The sequence below is a fragment of the Clavibacter michiganensis subsp. insidiosus genome (genome assembly GCF_002240565.1).
GTDB lineage: Bacteria > Actinomycetota > Actinomycetes > Actinomycetales > Microbacteriaceae > Clavibacter > Clavibacter insidiosus.
Genome location: NZ_MZMO01000001.1, coordinates 1,571,578 through 1,586,815, shown reverse-complemented (window position 1 = coordinate 1,586,815; position 15,238 = coordinate 1,571,578). Strand labels below are relative to the sequence as shown.

The following is a 15,238-nucleotide window of genomic DNA, read 5'->3' as shown; positions in this document are numbered from 1 at the left end:
GTCACTTCACCTTGTCGCTGGAGATGTCGTAGGTCGCGGCATCGGGAGCGTCCTTGGCCGGACCGATTCCCACGGGGATGCCCGCCTCGGGGTGGTTGAGGTCGAAGGCCGGGGCCTCCGAGCGGATCCGCGGGATGGACGTGAAGTTGTGCCGCGGCGGCGGGCAGGAGGTCGCCCACTCCAGCGAGCGGCCGTAGCCCCACGGGTCGTTCACGGTGACGCGCGGCGCCGTGCGGGCGGTGATCCAGACGTTCAGGAAGAACGGGATCATCGACAGCGCGAGGATGCCGGCGCCGATGGTGGACAGCTGGTTCATCCACGTGAAGTCGTCCTCGGGCTGGTACGTCGCGTAACGACGCGGCATGCCCATGACGCCCAGCCAGTGCTGGATGAGGAACGTGGTGTGGAAGCCGATGAACAGCAGCCAGAAGTGGACCTTGCCGAGGCGCTCGTTGAGCATCGTGCCCGTCCACTTCGGCCACCAGAAGTAGAAGCCGGAGAACATGGCGAACACGACGGTGCCGAACACGACGTAGTGGAAGTGCGCGACGACGAAGTACGTGTCCGACACGTGGAAGTCGAGCGGGGGCGATGCCAGGATGACGCCGGTCAGGCCGCCGAACGTGAACGTGATGAGGAAGCCGATGGCCCAGAGCATGGGCGTCTCGAACGTGACCGATCCGCGCCACATGGTCCCGATCCAGTTGAAGATCTTCACGCCGGTGGGGACCGCGATGAGCATGGTCATGAGCGAGAAGAACGGCAGCAGCACGGAGCCCGTGACGTACATGTGGTGCGCCCACACCGTGACCGAGAGGGCCGCGATGGAGATGGTCGCGTACACGAGCGTCTTGTACCCGAAGATCGGCTTGCGGCTGAAGACCGGGAAGACCTCCGAGACGATGCCGAAGAACGGCAGCGCGATGATGTAGACCTCGGGGTGCCCGAAGAACCAGAAGAGGTGCTGCCACAGGATGGCGCCGCCGTTGGCCGGGTCGTAGATGTGCGCGTCGAAGATGCGGTCGGCGCCGAGGCCGAACAGCGCGGCCGCGAGGACCGGGAAGGCCATCAGCACGAGGATCGACGTCACGAGGATGTTCCACGTGAAGATCGGCATGCGGAACATGGTCATGCCCGGGGCGCGCATCGTGATGATCGTCGTCACGAAGTTGACCGCGCCGAGGATGGTGCCGAATCCGCTGAGCGCCAGGCCCATCACCCAGAGATTGCCTCCCAACCCGGGCGAGAACGTCGTGCTGGACAGCGGCGCGTACGCGAACCATCCGAACGAGGCCGCTCCGGCCGGGGTGAGGAAACCGGCGACCGCGATGAGCGAGCCGAAGTTGAACAGCCAGTACGCGAACGCGTTGAGGCGCGGGAACGCGACGTCCGGAGCGCCGATCTGCAGCGGCATGAGCACGTTGGCAAAGCCCGCGAAGAGCGGCGTCGCGAACATGAGCAGCATGATCGTGCCGTGCATGGTGAAGAGCTGGTTGTACTGCTCCTTCGTCTCCACCACGTGCAGGCCCGGCTCGAAGAGCTGGGCGCGGATGACGAGCGCCATGACCCCGCCGAGGCAGAAGTAGAGGAACGAGGTGATCAGGTACAGGTACCCGATCGTCTTGTGGTCGGTGGAGGTGATCCAGTTGACCACGACGTTGCCGCGACGCTCGGCCTTGCCGGAGCCGTCGAGGACCCTCGCCTGACCCGCGGGGATCGCGGTGGGACGGTTCAGTGTCGATGTCACGATGTGTGCCCTACTTCTCGGACGACTCGGTGGTGGCCGGCACGTCGGTGCCGGGGAGGTTCTGCAGGCGGTCGTAGTCCTTGCCGAGGTCTCCGGCGAAGCCGGCCGCCTTCTGCTTCTCGATGTAGGCGTTGTACTCGTCGATGGAGACGACCTTGACCTGGAAGAGCATGAGGGAGTGGTACTCGCCGCAGAGCTCGGCGCACTTGCCCATGAACGTCCCCTCCTTCTCCGGGATGAACGTCATGTAGTTCGTCTTGCCGGAGATGAGGTCCTTCTTGTAGAGGAAGTCCACGACCCAGAAGGAGTGCAGCGTGTCACGGGTGTTGAGCTCGAGCTCGACCTTGGTGTTGACCGGCAGGTAGAGCGTGGGGAGCTTGTCCTTGTCGATGGAGCCCTGGGGGCCGTTCGGGTCGTCGACGGCCTGGACGCCCTGCTCGTACGCGCCGCCCTCGATGGGCTGGCCGGCCTCGGTCTCGCCGCCGAGGTAGTTAAAGTCCCACGCCCACTGCTTGCCGAAGACCTGGACCTTGACCTCGGGCTTGTCGAAGCGGGCCTCGATGGCGGCCTGGTCCTTGGCGGTGAACGCGAAGAAGCCGAGGACGAGGATCAGCGGGACGATCGTGTAGAAGATCTCGATCGGCATGTTGTAGCGCATCTGCACGGGCAGGCCGGTCTGGCCCTTGCGGCGGCGGTACGCGACCGCGGCCCAGATGGTGAGGCCCCAGGTGAGGACACCCACGGCGAGGAGGACGATCCAGGCCGTGACCCACAGGCCGATGACCGAGTCGACGTGGTTGGTCGTACCCGGCTCCGTCGGCAGGAATCCCTGGAGCTGCTGCTGGGTGCACCCCGCGAGGAGTATCGAGATGCCCAGGGCGACGGGGATCGTCAGCCAACGTTGACGGCGAGTGAAGCGCACGTGCAGACCCTTCGGAGAACCGGATGTGACGGGTTCCACACTACGCGACAGGGAGCCGCCCGAAGGACGACTCCCTGTTCGGGCCCCGTGTTTCCGGGCCCAGATCCGCTTACCGTTCCGTGTGTCAGTGGAACGAGTCACCGCAGGCGCACGAACCGCCCGCGTTCGGGTTGTCGATGGTGAATCCCTGCTTCTGGATGGTGTCCTCGAAGTCGATGGTGGCGCCGTCGAGGTACGGAACGCTCATCTTGTCGACGATGACCTCGACCCCGTCGAAGTCGACCGTGGCGTCGCCGTCGAGCTCGCGCTCGTCGAAGTACAGCTGGTAGATGAGGCCGGAGCAACCGCCGGGCTGGACGGCGACGCGGAGGCGGAGGTCCTCGCGGCCCTCCTGCTGGAGCAGGCTCTTGACCTTGCTCGCCGCGGTGTCCGTGAGTCCGACGCGGTGGGCCGCCTGGGCGGCCTCGGTCAGCGTGGTGTCGGTCATGAGCACTCCTCGGGTGGTGGGATCTGCGGTCGGGCGACTCCGGTGGAGTCTACGTCGTGCAACCACGGGAGTCACCCGGGTGTTCCCGGCCGCCGGCCCGATCCGCCCGGCGCTGATGGACTGGACCGCGATCGTCAGCTGCGGTGGGCGATGCGCGACAGGAGGACGGCCTCGCTGAGGATCGCGCGCTGCAGCACGCCGAGGTGCTGCGACTCGTTCGGGCTGTGGGCGCGCGTGTCCGGGTCCTCGACGCCGGTGACCAGGATCTGCGCCGAACGGAAGGCCTCGACGAGGTCGGCGATGAACGGGATGGAGCCGCCGATGCCGGCCTGCACCGGTGCGCGCCCCCAGCCGGCGGTCATGGCGGCCGTGGCCTCGGCCATCGCCCAGCCGGTCGCGTCGACGAGGAACGGGTCGCCCTGGTCGACGTCGCTGATCTCGACGTGCGCGCCGAAGGGACGGTTCCCCTGGATGTGCGCCTCGAGGGCGCGGTACGCGTCCGCGGCCGTCTGCCCGGGGGCGATGCGCGCGCTGATGCGCACGGACACCTCAGGGAGGAGCGTGTTGCTCGCGTTGGCGACCGAGGGGGCGTCGATCCCCGTCACGGTGATGGACGGCTGCGCCCACAGGCGCGTGAGGATCGGGCCGGTGCCCACCGCGGAGACGCCGGGCAGGAGCGCGGCCTCCTCGGCGAGACGCGCGTCGTCGTAGGCGGGCGTCTCCATCTCCGTGGAGGCGAGGCCCGCGACCGCGACGGAGCCGCGCTCGTCCCAGAGCGAGTCGAGGAGGCGGACGGCCGCCATCATCGCGTCGGGGACGGCGCCGCCGAACATGCCGGAGTGCGACGCGTGGTCGAGCGTGCGCACCGTGAGGCGGAAGGTGACGTTGCCGCGGAGGGCGATGGTGATGGAGGGGGTGTCGATGTCCCAGTTGTCGCTGTCGGCGACGACGATGACGTCCGCCGCGAGGGCGTCGTGGTGCGTGGCGAGGAAGTCGGAGAAGGATCGGGATCCGGCCTCCTCCTCGCCCTCGATGAAGACGGCGAGGCCGAGGTCGAGGTCGTCGCCCTCCGCCTCGACGAGCGCGCGGATGGCCGCGACGTGCGTCATGATGCCGGCCTTGTCGTCGGAGGCGCCGCGGCCGTGCAGGCGATCGCCGCGGAGGGTGGGCTCGAAGGGCGGCGTCTCCCAGTGCTCGTCCGCTCCAGGGGGCTGCACGTCGTGGTGCGCGTAGAGGAGCACCGTGGGCTTTCCGTCGCGCGGAGCGCGCGTGGCGAGGACCGCCGGTTGCCCGTCGTCGCCCGACGGCGTCGTGGCGCGGTGGACGGAGACGTCGTCGAAGACGCCGAGCCCCGCGAGGAGGCCCGCGACGGCGTCCGCGCTGGCGACGACGTGGGTCGGATCGAAGGCCGGCCAGGAGACGGAGGGGATGCGCACGAGCGCCGAGAGGTCGGCGATCGTGGTGGGGAGCCCTCCCGCGACGGCGGCGGCGAGCCGGTCGACGGCCTCCTGGTCCGGTGCGGTCACGGCGTCTGCGGAGGTGTCGGGAGGCGTCATGCAGGTAATCTTAGATTCACTCCAGGCAAGGACGAGAGACGTGGCGAAGCAGCAGACCCCCGCAGAGACCCCCTCCGAGACGAGCACCGCGGCGCCCGCGGACGGCCGCACGGCCGACGGGAAGAAGGGTCCCACCCCGACCCGTCGGGAGCGGGAGGCCGCGAACCTCCGCCCGCTCGTGCCCCAGGACCGCAAGCTCGCGGCCCAGCAGGCCAAGGAGAAGGCACGCGAGGCGCGTGCCCGCGCCAACGTCGGCATGGCGGCGGGCGACGAGCGCTACCTGCCCGTCCGCGACAAGGGCCCGCAGAAGCGGTACGCCCGCGACGTGGTGGACGCGCGGTGGAGCGTCGGGGAGTTCCTGCTGCCCGTCATGGGTGTCGTCGTGGTGCTGACCTTCGTCGTGCCGAGCCTCTCGGCCATCCCGCTGCTGTCGATCTACGTGTTCGTCATCGCCGCGATCATCGACGCGTACTTCACGGGCCGCCGCGTGCGGGCCGTCATCGCCGCACGCGTCGGCGCCGACCGCGTCGAGCGCGGCATCCGCTGGTACACCGGCATGCGCACCATCCAGATGCGGCCGATGCGCCTGCCGAAGCCGCAGGTGAAGCGGCACGAGAAGGTCACCTTCAGCTGATCCGTCGCGTGCCCGCCCTGGTCGGGCGGTCGGGCGCCGCCGCATCCCCTCGTCCGGGGAGCACGGATCAGCGTGGGCGACGGAACCGCGCGAGGCCCACGTTGACCGACCGGGCCCAGAGCGGTCCGCGGTACAGGAACGCCGTGTAGCCCTGCACGAGGGTCGCTCCCGCGTCGAGCCGTGCCTGCACGTCCGCGGCCGTGTCGACGCCGCCCACCGAGATGACGCACGCGTCGGTCGGCAGGACGCGGCGCAGGATCCGGAGGACCTCGAGCGCACGCGGCGCCAGCGGTGCCCCGGAGAGCCCGCCGGCGCCGGCGGCCTCCACGACCGCGGCATGGGTGCGGAGGTCCGCGCGGGACAGCGTGGTGTTCGTCGCGATGACGCCCGCGAGCCGCAGCTCCGTCGCGAGCTCGGCGATGCGCTCCACCTCCGCGTCCTGCAGGTCGGGCGCGATCTTGACGAGGACGGGCACGCCGTCCGCCGCGTCGCGGATGCTCGTGAGCAGCGGATGGAGCAGCTCGATCTCCTGCAGGCCACGGAGGCCCGGGGTGTTCGGCGAGCTGACGTTGACCGCGAGGTAGTCGGCGACGGGCGCGACCAGGCGGGTCGTCCGCACGTAGTCCGCTACGGCGTCCTCGACCGCGACCACCCGGGTCTTGCCGATGTTGACGCCGATCACCGGCCGGTCGCGCCGGGCCCGGAGGCGACGGAGGCGGTCCGCCAGGGCCGTCGCTCCCCCGTTGTTGAAGCCCATGCGGTTGACGACGGCGCGGTCCTCGATGAGCCGGAACAGGCGCGGCCGCGGGTTGCCGGGCTGCGCCTCCGCGGTGACCGTGCCGACCTCGACGTGGCCGAAGCCGAGCTGGCCGAGCCCGAGCACGGCCTGCGCGTCCTTGTCGAAGCCCGCGGCGACGCCGAACGGGGACGGGAAGCGGAGGCCGAGCGCGTCGACGGCGAGCGACGGATCCGGTGCGGTCAGCCGCCGGGCGATCCAGCCGAAGCCGGACGACGGGAGGAGGGCGATGGCCGTGGACGCGAGGTGGTGGGCGTCCTCCGGGTCCATGCGCGACAGGACCGTGCGGAAGAGGAGGGGATACATCGGCACCAGGCTAGCGCCTGCGCGGGCACCCGCCGGCTGACGCGACCCGCGTCGCGCCGGGGATCAGAGCGCGTCGGCGTCCGGGGTGGCGGCGTGCGCGACGCGGAGCTGCGCGATGGCGGACTCGAAGTCGTCGAGCGAGTCGAAGCCCTGGTAGACGCTGGCGAAGCGGAGGTACGCGACCTCGTCGAGCTCGCGGAGCGGCGGCAGGATCGACAGGCCGATGTCGTTCGCCTCGATCTGCGACGCGCCGGTGGCCCGGATCGCCTCCTCCACGCGCTGCGCGAGGACCGCGAGGTCGGTGTCGGTGACGGGACGGCCCTGGCACGCCTTGCGGACGCCGGTGACGATCTTCTCCCGGCTGAACGGCTCGACCACGCCGTTCCGCTTGATCACACTGAGGCTCGCGGTCTCCGTCGTGCTGAAGCGGCGACCGCACTCGGGGCACTGCCGGCGCCGGCGGATCGACAGCCCGTCGTCGCTCGTGCGGGAGTCGACGACGCGGGAGTCGGGGTGGCGGCAGAAGGGGCAGAACATGGTGTGGCCAGGATACGTCAGCGCGTGAGGCGCGCCGTCACCGCGTCGCCGTGCGCGGGGAGGTCCTCGGCGCGGCTGAGCGCGACGATCATCGGCTCGGCTTCACGCAGCGCGTCGGCGTCGTAGCGCACCACCTGCTGCGGCCGGAGGAACGTGTACGCGCCGAGGCCCGAGCCGAACCGCGCCTGGCCGCCGGTGGGGAGCACGTGGTTGGACCCCGCGAGGTAGTCGCCGAGGCTCACCGGCGAGTGCGGGCCGAGGAAGATCGCGCCGGCGCTGTGCAGGTGCGCGAGGAGCGCGTCGGGGTCGGCGGTCTGCACGGACAGGTGCTCGGGGCCGTAGGCATCGCTGTAGCGGGCGGCCGTCGCGAGGTCGTCGACGACGAGGATGGCCGACTGCGGGCCGGTGAGCGCCTGGCCGACGCGGGCCGCGTGGCCGGTGGTCCCGGCCAGGGCCTCGACCTCGGCGTCGACCGCGCGGGCGAGCTCGGGCGAGTCGGTGACGAGGACGGACGCCGCCATCTCGTCGTGCTCCGCCTGGCTGACGAGGTCGGCGGCGACGAGGCGGGCGTCGGCGTGCGCGTCGGCGATGACGAGGATCTCCGTCGTGCCGGCCTCGGAGTCGATCCCCGTGACGCCGCGCACGACGCGCTTGGCCGCCGCGACGTAGATGTTGCCGGGGCCCGTGACGACGTCGACGGGCTCCAGGCCGAGATCCGGCACGCCGTGCGCGAAGGCGCCGATGGCCCCGGCGCCGCCCATCGCGTAGACCTCGTCGACGCCGAGGAGGCCGGCGGCGCCGAGGATGACCGGGTGCACCGATCCCCCGTGCGCGGCCTGCGCGGGAGAGGCGAGCGCGATGCTCGCGACGCCGGCGACCTGCGCGGCGACGACGTTCATCACGACGCTCGACGGGTAGACGGCCTTCCCACCCGGCACGTAGAGGCCGACGCGGCGCACGGGCTGCCAGCGCTGGACGATGGAGCCGCCGGGCACGACCGTGGTCGTGGTCTCCGGCGGGACCTGCGCGGCGGAGCCCAGGCGCACGCGGCGAATGGCCTCCTCGAGCGCGGCGCGGACGGCGGGGTCGAGCCCGTCGACGGCGGCGGCGATGGCCTCGGCGGGCACGCGCAGCGTCTCCGGGCGCACGCGGTCGAGCCGCTCCGCCTGGTCGAGCAGGGCCGCGCTCCCCCGGGTGCGCACGTCCTCGACGAGCTCGCGGGCCACGTCGAGCGCGACGGCGACGTCGGTGACCGGACGCGGGAGGAGGGCGAGCAGATCGGCGGTGCTGGGCGTGGTGCCGCGGAGGTCCTGGATGCGCATCATGACTCCGGAAGTCTACCGAGCGGGCGCCGGGCGGATCCGGCGGCTAGCGTCTCCAGGCATGGACGCGCACCCCGCCACCACGCTCGCCGAGGCCCCGGGCCAGGCCGCCTTCCGCGCCGCGTTCCGGCGCCACGCCGCGGGCGTCGCGGTCGTCACGACCCGCGATGCCCAGGGCTCCCCCGTCGGCTTCACGGCGACGTCGCTCGCCTCCGTCTCCGCGGATCCGCCGCTCGCCAGCTTCAGCCTGGCGCGCACGGCGTCGAGCGCCGCCGCCATCGCGGTGGCCGACCACGTCGCGATCCACGTGCTCGGCGCGCGCGACCGGCACCTCGCCGAGCGCCTCAGCGGTCCGGCGCCGGAGCGCTTCGCGGGCGACCACTGGTCCTCCGGCCCGCACGGCCTGCCCGTGCTCGCGGGCGGGACCGCGCTCCTCGTCGCGCGCATCGTCGAGCGGGTGCACGTGCACGACGCGATCGTGGTGATCGTGCGGATCGAGGATGGCGGCCCCGGCGTGGACGACGAGCCGCTCGTCTACCACGCGCGCCGCTACCTGCGACCGGGCGCGGAGGCCTGACCGCCGGACCGCCGGGCCGCCGCCTGCCGACGCCCGGGGAACCGACCCCGCGGATCAGCCCAGGCAGTTCGGCCCGAGCAGCGACTTCAGCTCGCCGTAGAGGTCCGCGCTCACCGTGACCGGGAACGGGATCTCGAACACGCGCCCCGTCTCGCCCTTCACGAGCTGCAGCCGCACCTCGGTGTCGCCCGAGTGGCGGATGAGCACGTCGTTGAGGCCCATGACGGTCTCCGTCGTCGCGCGGTTCTCCGCGAGGCTGATGAGCAGCGGCCCGGAGCCGAGGCTCTGCCCGAGGTCGGGCTGGAACATCGAGAACGCGTGGATGTTCATGCCGTCGTCGCGCGTGGACACGCGGCCGCGGATCACCACGACGGTGTCGCCCTGCAGGGCCGGCGCGAACTCCTGGTACGCCTTGCCCATGAACATGCAGGTGATCTCGCCGCCGAAGTCCTCGAGCTGCACCATGCCGTACTGGTTGCCGGAGTTCCGCGCCGTGCGGTGCTGCACGCTCGTGAGGAGCCCCGCGAGCGTCACGGTCTCGCCGTCCATTGACGCGTCCGTCGCCAGCAGCTCGGCGATGCCCGTCGAGGCGAGCTTCGCGAGCGGGATCTCGAGCCCGGCCAGCGGGTGGTCGGAGACGTAGAGGCCGAGCATCTCGCGCTCGAAGGCGAGCTTGTCGCGCTTCGCCCACTCCGGCCGCTCGGGGACCTTGCGCGCGTGCTGCGGCTCGTCCCACAGGCTGTCGAAGTCGAAGCCGACCTGGCCGTTCATGGCCGCGCGCTTGTCGCTGACGGAGGCGTCGATCATGCCCTCGTGCACCTCGAGGAGCGCCCGCCGGGTGTCGCCCAGCGAGTCGAAGGCGCCGGCCTTGATGAGCGACTCCACGGTGCGCTTGTTCGCGACCGGCAGCGGGACCTTCTTCAGGAAGTCGTCGAACGACTCGAACGCGCCCTGCTCGGTGCGCGCGCCGCGCAGCGCCTCGACCACGTTCGCGCCGACGTTGCGTACGGCGCCGAGCCCGAAGCGGATGTCGGCGCCGGCCGCCGCGAAGAAGCCGATGGACTCGTTGACGTCCGGCGGGAGCACCTTGATGCCCATGCGGCGGCACTCGTTGAGGTAGAGCGCCATCTTGTCCTTGGAGTCGCCGACGCTCGTGAGGAGCGCGGCCATGTACTCGGCCGGGTAGTGCGCCTTGAGGTACGCCGTCCAGTAGGAGACGACGCCGTACGCCGCGGAGTGCGCCTTGTTGAACGCGTAGTCGGAGAACGGCAGCAGGATGTCCCAGAGCGCCTTCACCGCGGCCATCGAGTAGCCGTTGTCCTTCATGCCCTGCGAGAAGCCCTCGAACTGCTTGTCCAGCTCCGACTTCTTCTTCTTGCCCATGGCCCGTCGGAGCAGGTCGGCCTGCGCGAGCGTGAAGCCCGCGAGCTTCTGCGCGACCGACATCACCTGCTCCTGGTAGACGATGAGGCCGTGCGTGGTGCCGAGCACCTCGCGCAGCGGCTCCTCGAGCTCCGGGTGGATCGGGGTGATCTCCTGCAGCCCGTTCTTCCGCAGCGCGTAGTTCGTGTGCGAGTTGGCGCCCATGGGGCCGGGTCGGTAGAGCGCGATGACGGCCGAGATGTCCTCGAAGTTGTCGGGCTTCATCATGCGCAGCAGCGATCGCATGGGCCCGCCGTCGAGCTGGAACACGCCGAGGGTGTCGCCGCGGGCGAGCAGGTCGTAGGCGCCCTGGTCGTCGAGGCCCAGGTCCTCGAGCACCAGCTTCTCGCCGCGGTTGGCCTCGATGTTGTTGAGCGCGTCGTCGATGATCGTGAGGTTGCGCAGCCCCAGGAAGTCCATCTTGATGAGGCCGAGCGACTCGCACGCGGGGTAGTCGAACTGCGTGACGATCTGGCCGTCCTGCTCCCGCTTCATGATCGGGATGATGTCGATGAGCGGCTCGCTCGACATGATGACGCCGGCCGCGTGCACGCCCCACTGGCGCTTGAGGTTCTCGATGCCCTGCGCGGTCTCGAAGACCTTCTGCGCCTCGGGGTCCATCGCGAGCACCTCGCGGAAGTCGCCGGCCTCGCGGTAGCGCGGGTGGTCGGTGTCGAGGATGCCGGACAGCGGGATGTCCTTGCCCATGATCGCGGGCGGCATGGCCTTGGTGAGCTTGTCGCCCATGGAGAACGGGTAGCCGAGCACGCGGCTCGAGTCCTTGAGCGCCTGCTTGGCCTTGATGGTGCCGTACGTGACGATCTGCGCCACGCGCTCGTCGCCGTACTTGTCGGTCACGTAGCGGATGACCTCGCCGCGGCGACGGTCGTCGAAGTCGACGTCGAAGTCGGGCATGGAGACGCGGTCGGGGTTGAGGAACCGCTCGAAGAGGAGGCCGTGCTCCAGCGGGTCGAGGTCGGTGATGCCCATGGCGTACGCGACCATCGAGCCGGCGCCCGATCCGCGACCGGGGCCCACGCGGATCCCGTTCTCCTTCGACCAGTTGATGAAGTCCGCGACGACGAGGAAGTAGCCCGGGAAGCCCATCTGCGCGATGACCCCGACCTCGTAGTCGGCGCGCTTGCGCACGTCGTCGGAGAAGCCGCGCGGGTAGCGGCGCACGAGGCCGCGCTCGACCTCCTTGACGAACCAGGTCTGCTCGCTCTCGCCCTCGGGCACCGGGTAGCGCGGCATGTAGTTCGCGGACTCGTTGAACTGCACGTCGCACCGCTCGGCGATGAGGAGCGTGTTGTCGCACGCATCCTCGTGGTCGCGGAAGAGGTGGCGCATCTGCTGCGCGGTCTTGAGGTAGAACTCGTCGGCGTCGAACTTGAAGCGGTTGGGGTCGTCGAGCGTGGTGCCGGACTGGACGCACAGGAGCGCCGCGTGGCTGGTCGCGTCGTGCTCGTGCGTGTAGTGCAGGTCGTTGGTCGCGACGAGCGGGAGGCCGAGGTCCTTGGCGAGGCGGTGGAGGTCGGTCATGATGCGGCGCTCGATGCCGAGACCGTGGTCCATGACCTCGCAGAAGTAGTTCTCGGCCCCGAAGATGTCGCGGAAGTCGGCCGCGGCCTTCACGGCCTCGTCGTACTGGCCGAGGCGGAGCCGCGTCTGCACCTCGCCGGACGGGCAGCCGGTGGTGGCGATGAGGCCCTTCGCGTAGGTGCTGAGCAGCTCGCGGTCCATGCGGGGCTTGAAGTAGTAGCCCTCGAGCGAGGCGCGGGACGAGAGCCGGAACAGGTTGTGCATGCCCTCCGTCGTCTCGGCGAGCATCGTGAGGTGCGTGTAGGCGCCGGATCCGGAGACGTCGTCCTGGCCGCCGTTTCCCCACCGGATGCGGGTGCGGTCGCCGCGGTGCGTGCCCGGCGTGATGTACGCCTCGGTGCCGATGATGGGCTTCACGCCCGCGGCCTTCGCCTGCTTCCAGAAGTCGAACGCACCGAACACGTTGCCGTGGTCGGTGATGGCGACGGCCGGCATCTTCTGCTCGGCCGCGGCCTGCACGAGCGGGCCGACGCGGGCCGCCCCGTCGAGCATCGAGTACTCGCTGTGGACGTGGAGGTGGACGAACGAGTCGTTGCGGGGCACGGGTCTCTTCTACTGGTCGATCGACGGTGTGGCCATCATAGGCAGGCTCCGGGAGGCCCCTCGGGCGTGTCGCGGATCAGTCGCGCAGGACGTCGAGCGCGTGCTGCAGGTCGGCCGGGTAGGTGCTCGAGAACGACGCGCGATCGCCTGTGGCGGGGTGCGTGATCTCCAGCCGCATCGCGTGCAGCCACTGCCGGTGGAGGTCGAGCTGGGCCGAGAGGGTCGGGTCGGCGCCGTACATCGCGTCGCCCGCGCAGGGGTGGCGCTGCGCGGCCATGTGCACGCGGATCTGATGGGTGCGGCCGGTCTCCAGGTGCACCTCGAGCAGAGCCGCGCGCCGGAACGCCTCGAGCGTCTCGTAGTGCGTGACGGACGGCTTGCCGTCGGCGGTGACCGCGAACTTCCAGTCGCTGCGGGGGTGGCGGCCGATGGGCGCGTCGATGGTGCCCGCGAGCGGATCCGGATGCCCCTGCACAACCGCGTGGTAGACCTTCTCGACCTCGCGGTCGTGGAATTGGCGCTTGAGCTCCGTGTACGCGCGCTCGGTCTTGGCCACCACCATCAGGCCGCTGGTGCCCGCGTCCAGCCGGTGCACGATGCCCTTCCGCTCCTCCGCGCCCGAGGTGCTGAGCCGGAACCCGGCGGCAGCCAGCGCTCCGAGGACGGTGGGGCCGGTCCAACCGACGTTCGGGTGGGCCGCGACGCCGACGGGCTTGTCGACCACCACGATGTCGTCGTCGTCGTGCACGATGCCGAGGTCGGGGACCGCGAGCGGCACGACCGACGGCTCCTGCCGCGGCTGCCAGCTGACGGCGAGCATGGATCCGCCGACGAGCCGGTCGGACTTGCCCGCCTCCCGGCCGTCCTGCGTCACGCCGCCGGCCTCAGCTACCTCGGCCGCGAAGCTGCGGGAGAAGCCGAGGAGCCGAGCGAGGCCCGCGTCGACGCGCTGCCCGTCGAGGCCATCGGGGACGGGGATGGTGCGGTGCTCCAACGGGTGACCTCTTCCGGTGCGGTGCGGCGGTGGTGCGGGCCCGCGAACGACGACGGCGACGCGGGACCCCGTGGCTCCGAGGAGCCGGGTCCCACGCCGCCGTCGGGCGCGCGGGTGGTGCGGTGCTAGTTGCCGAACGAGGCGGTGGCGGGCGCCTCGCTGGAACCGGCGGAGTCCAGCTCGCGGAGCTGGCCCTCGATGTAGCCCTTGAGCTTGGTGCGGTACTCGCGCTCGAACGTGCGCAGCTCGTCGATGCGCCCCTCGAGGACCTGGCGCTCCTTCTCCAGGGCGGCGGTCTTCGAGCGCTGCTCGGCCTCGGCCTCGGCGGCGATGCGCGCGGCGGTGGCGTGCGCCTCGGCGACGAGCGCGTCGCGCTTCTCCACGCCCTCGCGGACGTGCTCCTCGTGGAGCTTGCGGGCGAGCTTGAGGAGGCTGCTCGTGCTGGAGGTCTCGTCGTCCACGTCCGCGGCGGGGGCGGCGGGGGCCTGCGCGACGACTGGGGCCGGCTCGGGCTCCGGGGTGGGCTCGGGCTCGACGACCACGGGGGCCTGCTCGACGGCGGCGGGAGCGGGGGTCTCGATGACCGTGGTCGCGGCCGGGGCGACGTCGCCCGACGAGAGGCGCTGGCGCAGCTCCTCGTTCTCCTGGTGGAGGCGTCGCAGCTCGACGACCACCTCGTCGAGGAAGTCGTCGACCTCGTCCTGGTCGTATCCCTCGCGGAACTTGGTCGGCTGGAAACGCTTGTTGACGACGTCTTCAGGAGTGAGAGCCATGGCCTGCCACCTCTTTTGTGCGTAGAGCGGGGTCCGCGGGCGCGGACGGGGATTCGGGACAACGTGCGACCCAACGCTATCAGCGGAACGCATCGCTCCGGGGACCCGCGCGGGGATCAGCGGATGCGGCGTCCCCGCGTCAACGCATCAGGGAGCTGGCGACGTTGAACAGGATGATGGCCACGAGCATGGTGATCATCCAGCCGAAGTCGAGCGCGACCGGGCCGAGGCGCAGCGGCGGGATCAGGCGCCGGACGAAGCCGATGGGCGGATCCGTGACCGTGTACGAGGCCTCGGCGACGATGAGCATCGCGCCGCGCGGACGCCACTGCCGCGAGAGCGACTGGACCAGGTCGAGGACGAACCGGCCCCACATGCAGATGATGAACGCCAGGAGGGCGAACCACAGGACGGTGGCGACGATGTTGACGATGATCACGGACACAAGTATGGCGGGCGCCGATGGGAGGTCCCGTCGGCGCCCGCCATGGCGGTGCTGGGTGGATCAGCGTCCGAAGAAGGAGGCCTCGACCTCGGCCTCGGTGGCCGACTGCTCGCCGGACACGGCGACGTGCGACGGGGAGAGCAGGAAGACCTTCGCCGTGACGCGCTCGATCTTGCCGTAGAGGCCGATGGACAGGCCGCTGGCGAAGTCGATGAGCCGACGTGCGTCGTCGTCCGTCATCTGCGAGAGGTTGATGATGACCGGCACGCCCTCGCGGAAGTTCTCGGCGATGACCTGCGCGTCCTTGTAGGCCTTGGGGTGGACGGTGAGGATCTCGTTCATTTCAGCCGGCGCCGCATTCCTTGTGGTGGTCGAGGGCTTGTGCAGGGGGGTCACGGGTGCGCGCTTCGCCTGCTGCTGGGGAGCGGGGGCGGGCGTCGGGACGGCCTGCACGGGCGACTGCTGCTGCTGCGCGGGCTGCTGGCCCTGCTGGTACTCGAGCTCCTCGTCGGCGAGTCCCAGGTACACCATGGTCTTGCGAAGTGGGTTGGCCATCATTCCTCTTTCCGGGTCGG

Annotated in this window: 14 protein-coding genes; 2 read left to right on the top strand and 12 right to left on the bottom strand. The window is 70.7% G+C overall.

Going from position 1 to position 15,238, the window contains the following annotated elements; translation table 11 throughout:
* Nucleotide 1 precedes the first annotated feature (1 nt).
* The 4 genes from ctaD to B5P21_RS07720 form a co-directional block, all read right to left on the bottom strand.
* A complete protein-coding gene (ctaD, locus tag B5P21_RS07735; RefSeq protein ID WP_172457228.1) occupies nucleotides 2–1,747 on the bottom strand; it encodes an aa3-type cytochrome oxidase subunit I in 1,746 nt (581 codons plus the stop codon).
* Nucleotides 1,748–1,757: 10 nt separating this feature from the next.
* Complete coding sequence (ctaC, locus tag B5P21_RS07730) at nucleotides 1,758–2,669, bottom strand: aa3-type cytochrome oxidase subunit II (RefSeq protein WP_094171004.1); 912 nt, start codon at nucleotides 2,667–2,669, stop codon at nucleotides 1,758–1,760.
* 124 nt (nucleotides 2,670–2,793) lie between these two features.
* A complete protein-coding gene (erpA, locus tag B5P21_RS07725) occupies nucleotides 2,794–3,156 on the bottom strand; it encodes an iron-sulfur cluster insertion protein ErpA (protein WP_045528243.1) in 363 nt (120 codons plus the stop codon).
* Between the two features lie 134 nt (nucleotides 3,157–3,290).
* On the bottom strand, nucleotides 3,291–4,712 hold the full coding sequence (locus B5P21_RS07720; protein WP_045528245.1) for a dipeptidase: 1,422 nt from the start codon (nucleotides 4,710–4,712) through the stop codon (nucleotides 3,291–3,293).
* A gap of 40 nt (nucleotides 4,713–4,752) precedes the next feature.
* On the opposite strand from B5P21_RS07720, the gene B5P21_RS07715 reads away from it, so the two are divergent.
* Nucleotides 4,753–5,346 (top strand): DUF3043 domain-containing protein, encoded by a 594-nt coding sequence (locus B5P21_RS07715; RefSeq protein WP_094171003.1) that lies wholly within the window; start codon nucleotides 4,753–4,755, stop codon nucleotides 5,344–5,346.
* Between the two features lie 67 nt (nucleotides 5,347–5,413).
* On the opposite strand, the gene B5P21_RS07710 is transcribed toward B5P21_RS07715, so the two are convergent.
* The 3 genes from B5P21_RS07710 to hisD form a co-directional block, all read right to left on the bottom strand.
* A complete protein-coding gene (locus B5P21_RS07710; RefSeq protein WP_045528248.1) occupies nucleotides 5,414–6,448 on the bottom strand; it encodes a quinone-dependent dihydroorotate dehydrogenase in 1,035 nt (344 codons plus the stop codon).
* 63 nt (nucleotides 6,449–6,511) lie between these two features.
* Nucleotides 6,512–6,985 carry a transcriptional regulator NrdR gene (gene nrdR / locus B5P21_RS07705; RefSeq protein WP_012038534.1) on the bottom strand — a complete coding sequence of 158 codons (474 nt, stop codon included), beginning with the start codon at nucleotides 6,983–6,985 and terminating at the stop codon, nucleotides 6,512–6,514.
* A gap of 17 nt (nucleotides 6,986–7,002) precedes the next feature.
* Nucleotides 7,003–8,307: a histidinol dehydrogenase gene (hisD, locus tag B5P21_RS07700; protein ID WP_045530361.1), complete on the bottom strand. Its 1,305-nt coding sequence runs from the start codon at nucleotides 8,305–8,307 to the stop codon at nucleotides 7,003–7,005.
* A 61-nt stretch (nucleotides 8,308–8,368) separates the two neighbouring features.
* Between hisD and B5P21_RS07695 the strand changes: the two genes are divergently transcribed.
* On the top strand, nucleotides 8,369–8,884 hold the full coding sequence (locus B5P21_RS07695) for a flavin reductase family protein (RefSeq protein ID WP_045528249.1): 516 nt from the start codon (nucleotides 8,369–8,371) through the stop codon (nucleotides 8,882–8,884).
* A 54-nt stretch (nucleotides 8,885–8,938) separates the two neighbouring features.
* Here B5P21_RS07695 and dnaE read toward each other — a convergent pair whose 3' ends face one another.
* The 5 genes from dnaE to B5P21_RS07670 all read right to left on the bottom strand — a co-directional run bounded on the left by dnaE (nucleotide 8,939) and on the right by B5P21_RS07670 (nucleotide 15,218).
* Nucleotides 8,939–12,400, bottom strand: coding sequence for a DNA polymerase III subunit alpha (dnaE, locus tag B5P21_RS07690; RefSeq protein WP_045530362.1), 3,462 nt, complete (start codon nucleotides 12,398–12,400; stop codon nucleotides 8,939–8,941).
* A 127-nt stretch (nucleotides 12,401–12,527) separates the two neighbouring features.
* Nucleotides 12,528–13,445 (bottom strand): RluA family pseudouridine synthase, encoded by a 918-nt coding sequence (locus B5P21_RS07685; protein WP_094171002.1) that lies wholly within the window; start codon nucleotides 13,443–13,445, stop codon nucleotides 12,528–12,530.
* A 125-nt stretch (nucleotides 13,446–13,570) separates the two neighbouring features.
* On the bottom strand, nucleotides 13,571–14,218 hold the full coding sequence (locus B5P21_RS07680) for a DivIVA domain-containing protein (protein ID WP_094171001.1): 648 nt from the start codon (nucleotides 14,216–14,218) through the stop codon (nucleotides 13,571–13,573).
* Between the two features lie 139 nt (nucleotides 14,219–14,357).
* Nucleotides 14,358–14,657 (bottom strand): YggT family protein, encoded by a 300-nt coding sequence (locus tag B5P21_RS07675; RefSeq protein WP_015490517.1) that lies wholly within the window; start codon nucleotides 14,655–14,657, stop codon nucleotides 14,358–14,360.
* A gap of 66 nt (nucleotides 14,658–14,723) precedes the next feature.
* Nucleotides 14,724–15,218, bottom strand: a complete 495-nt coding sequence (locus tag B5P21_RS07670; RefSeq protein WP_015490518.1) for a cell division protein SepF — start codon at nucleotides 15,216–15,218, stop codon at nucleotides 14,724–14,726.
* Nucleotides 15,219–15,238 lie beyond the last annotated feature (20 nt).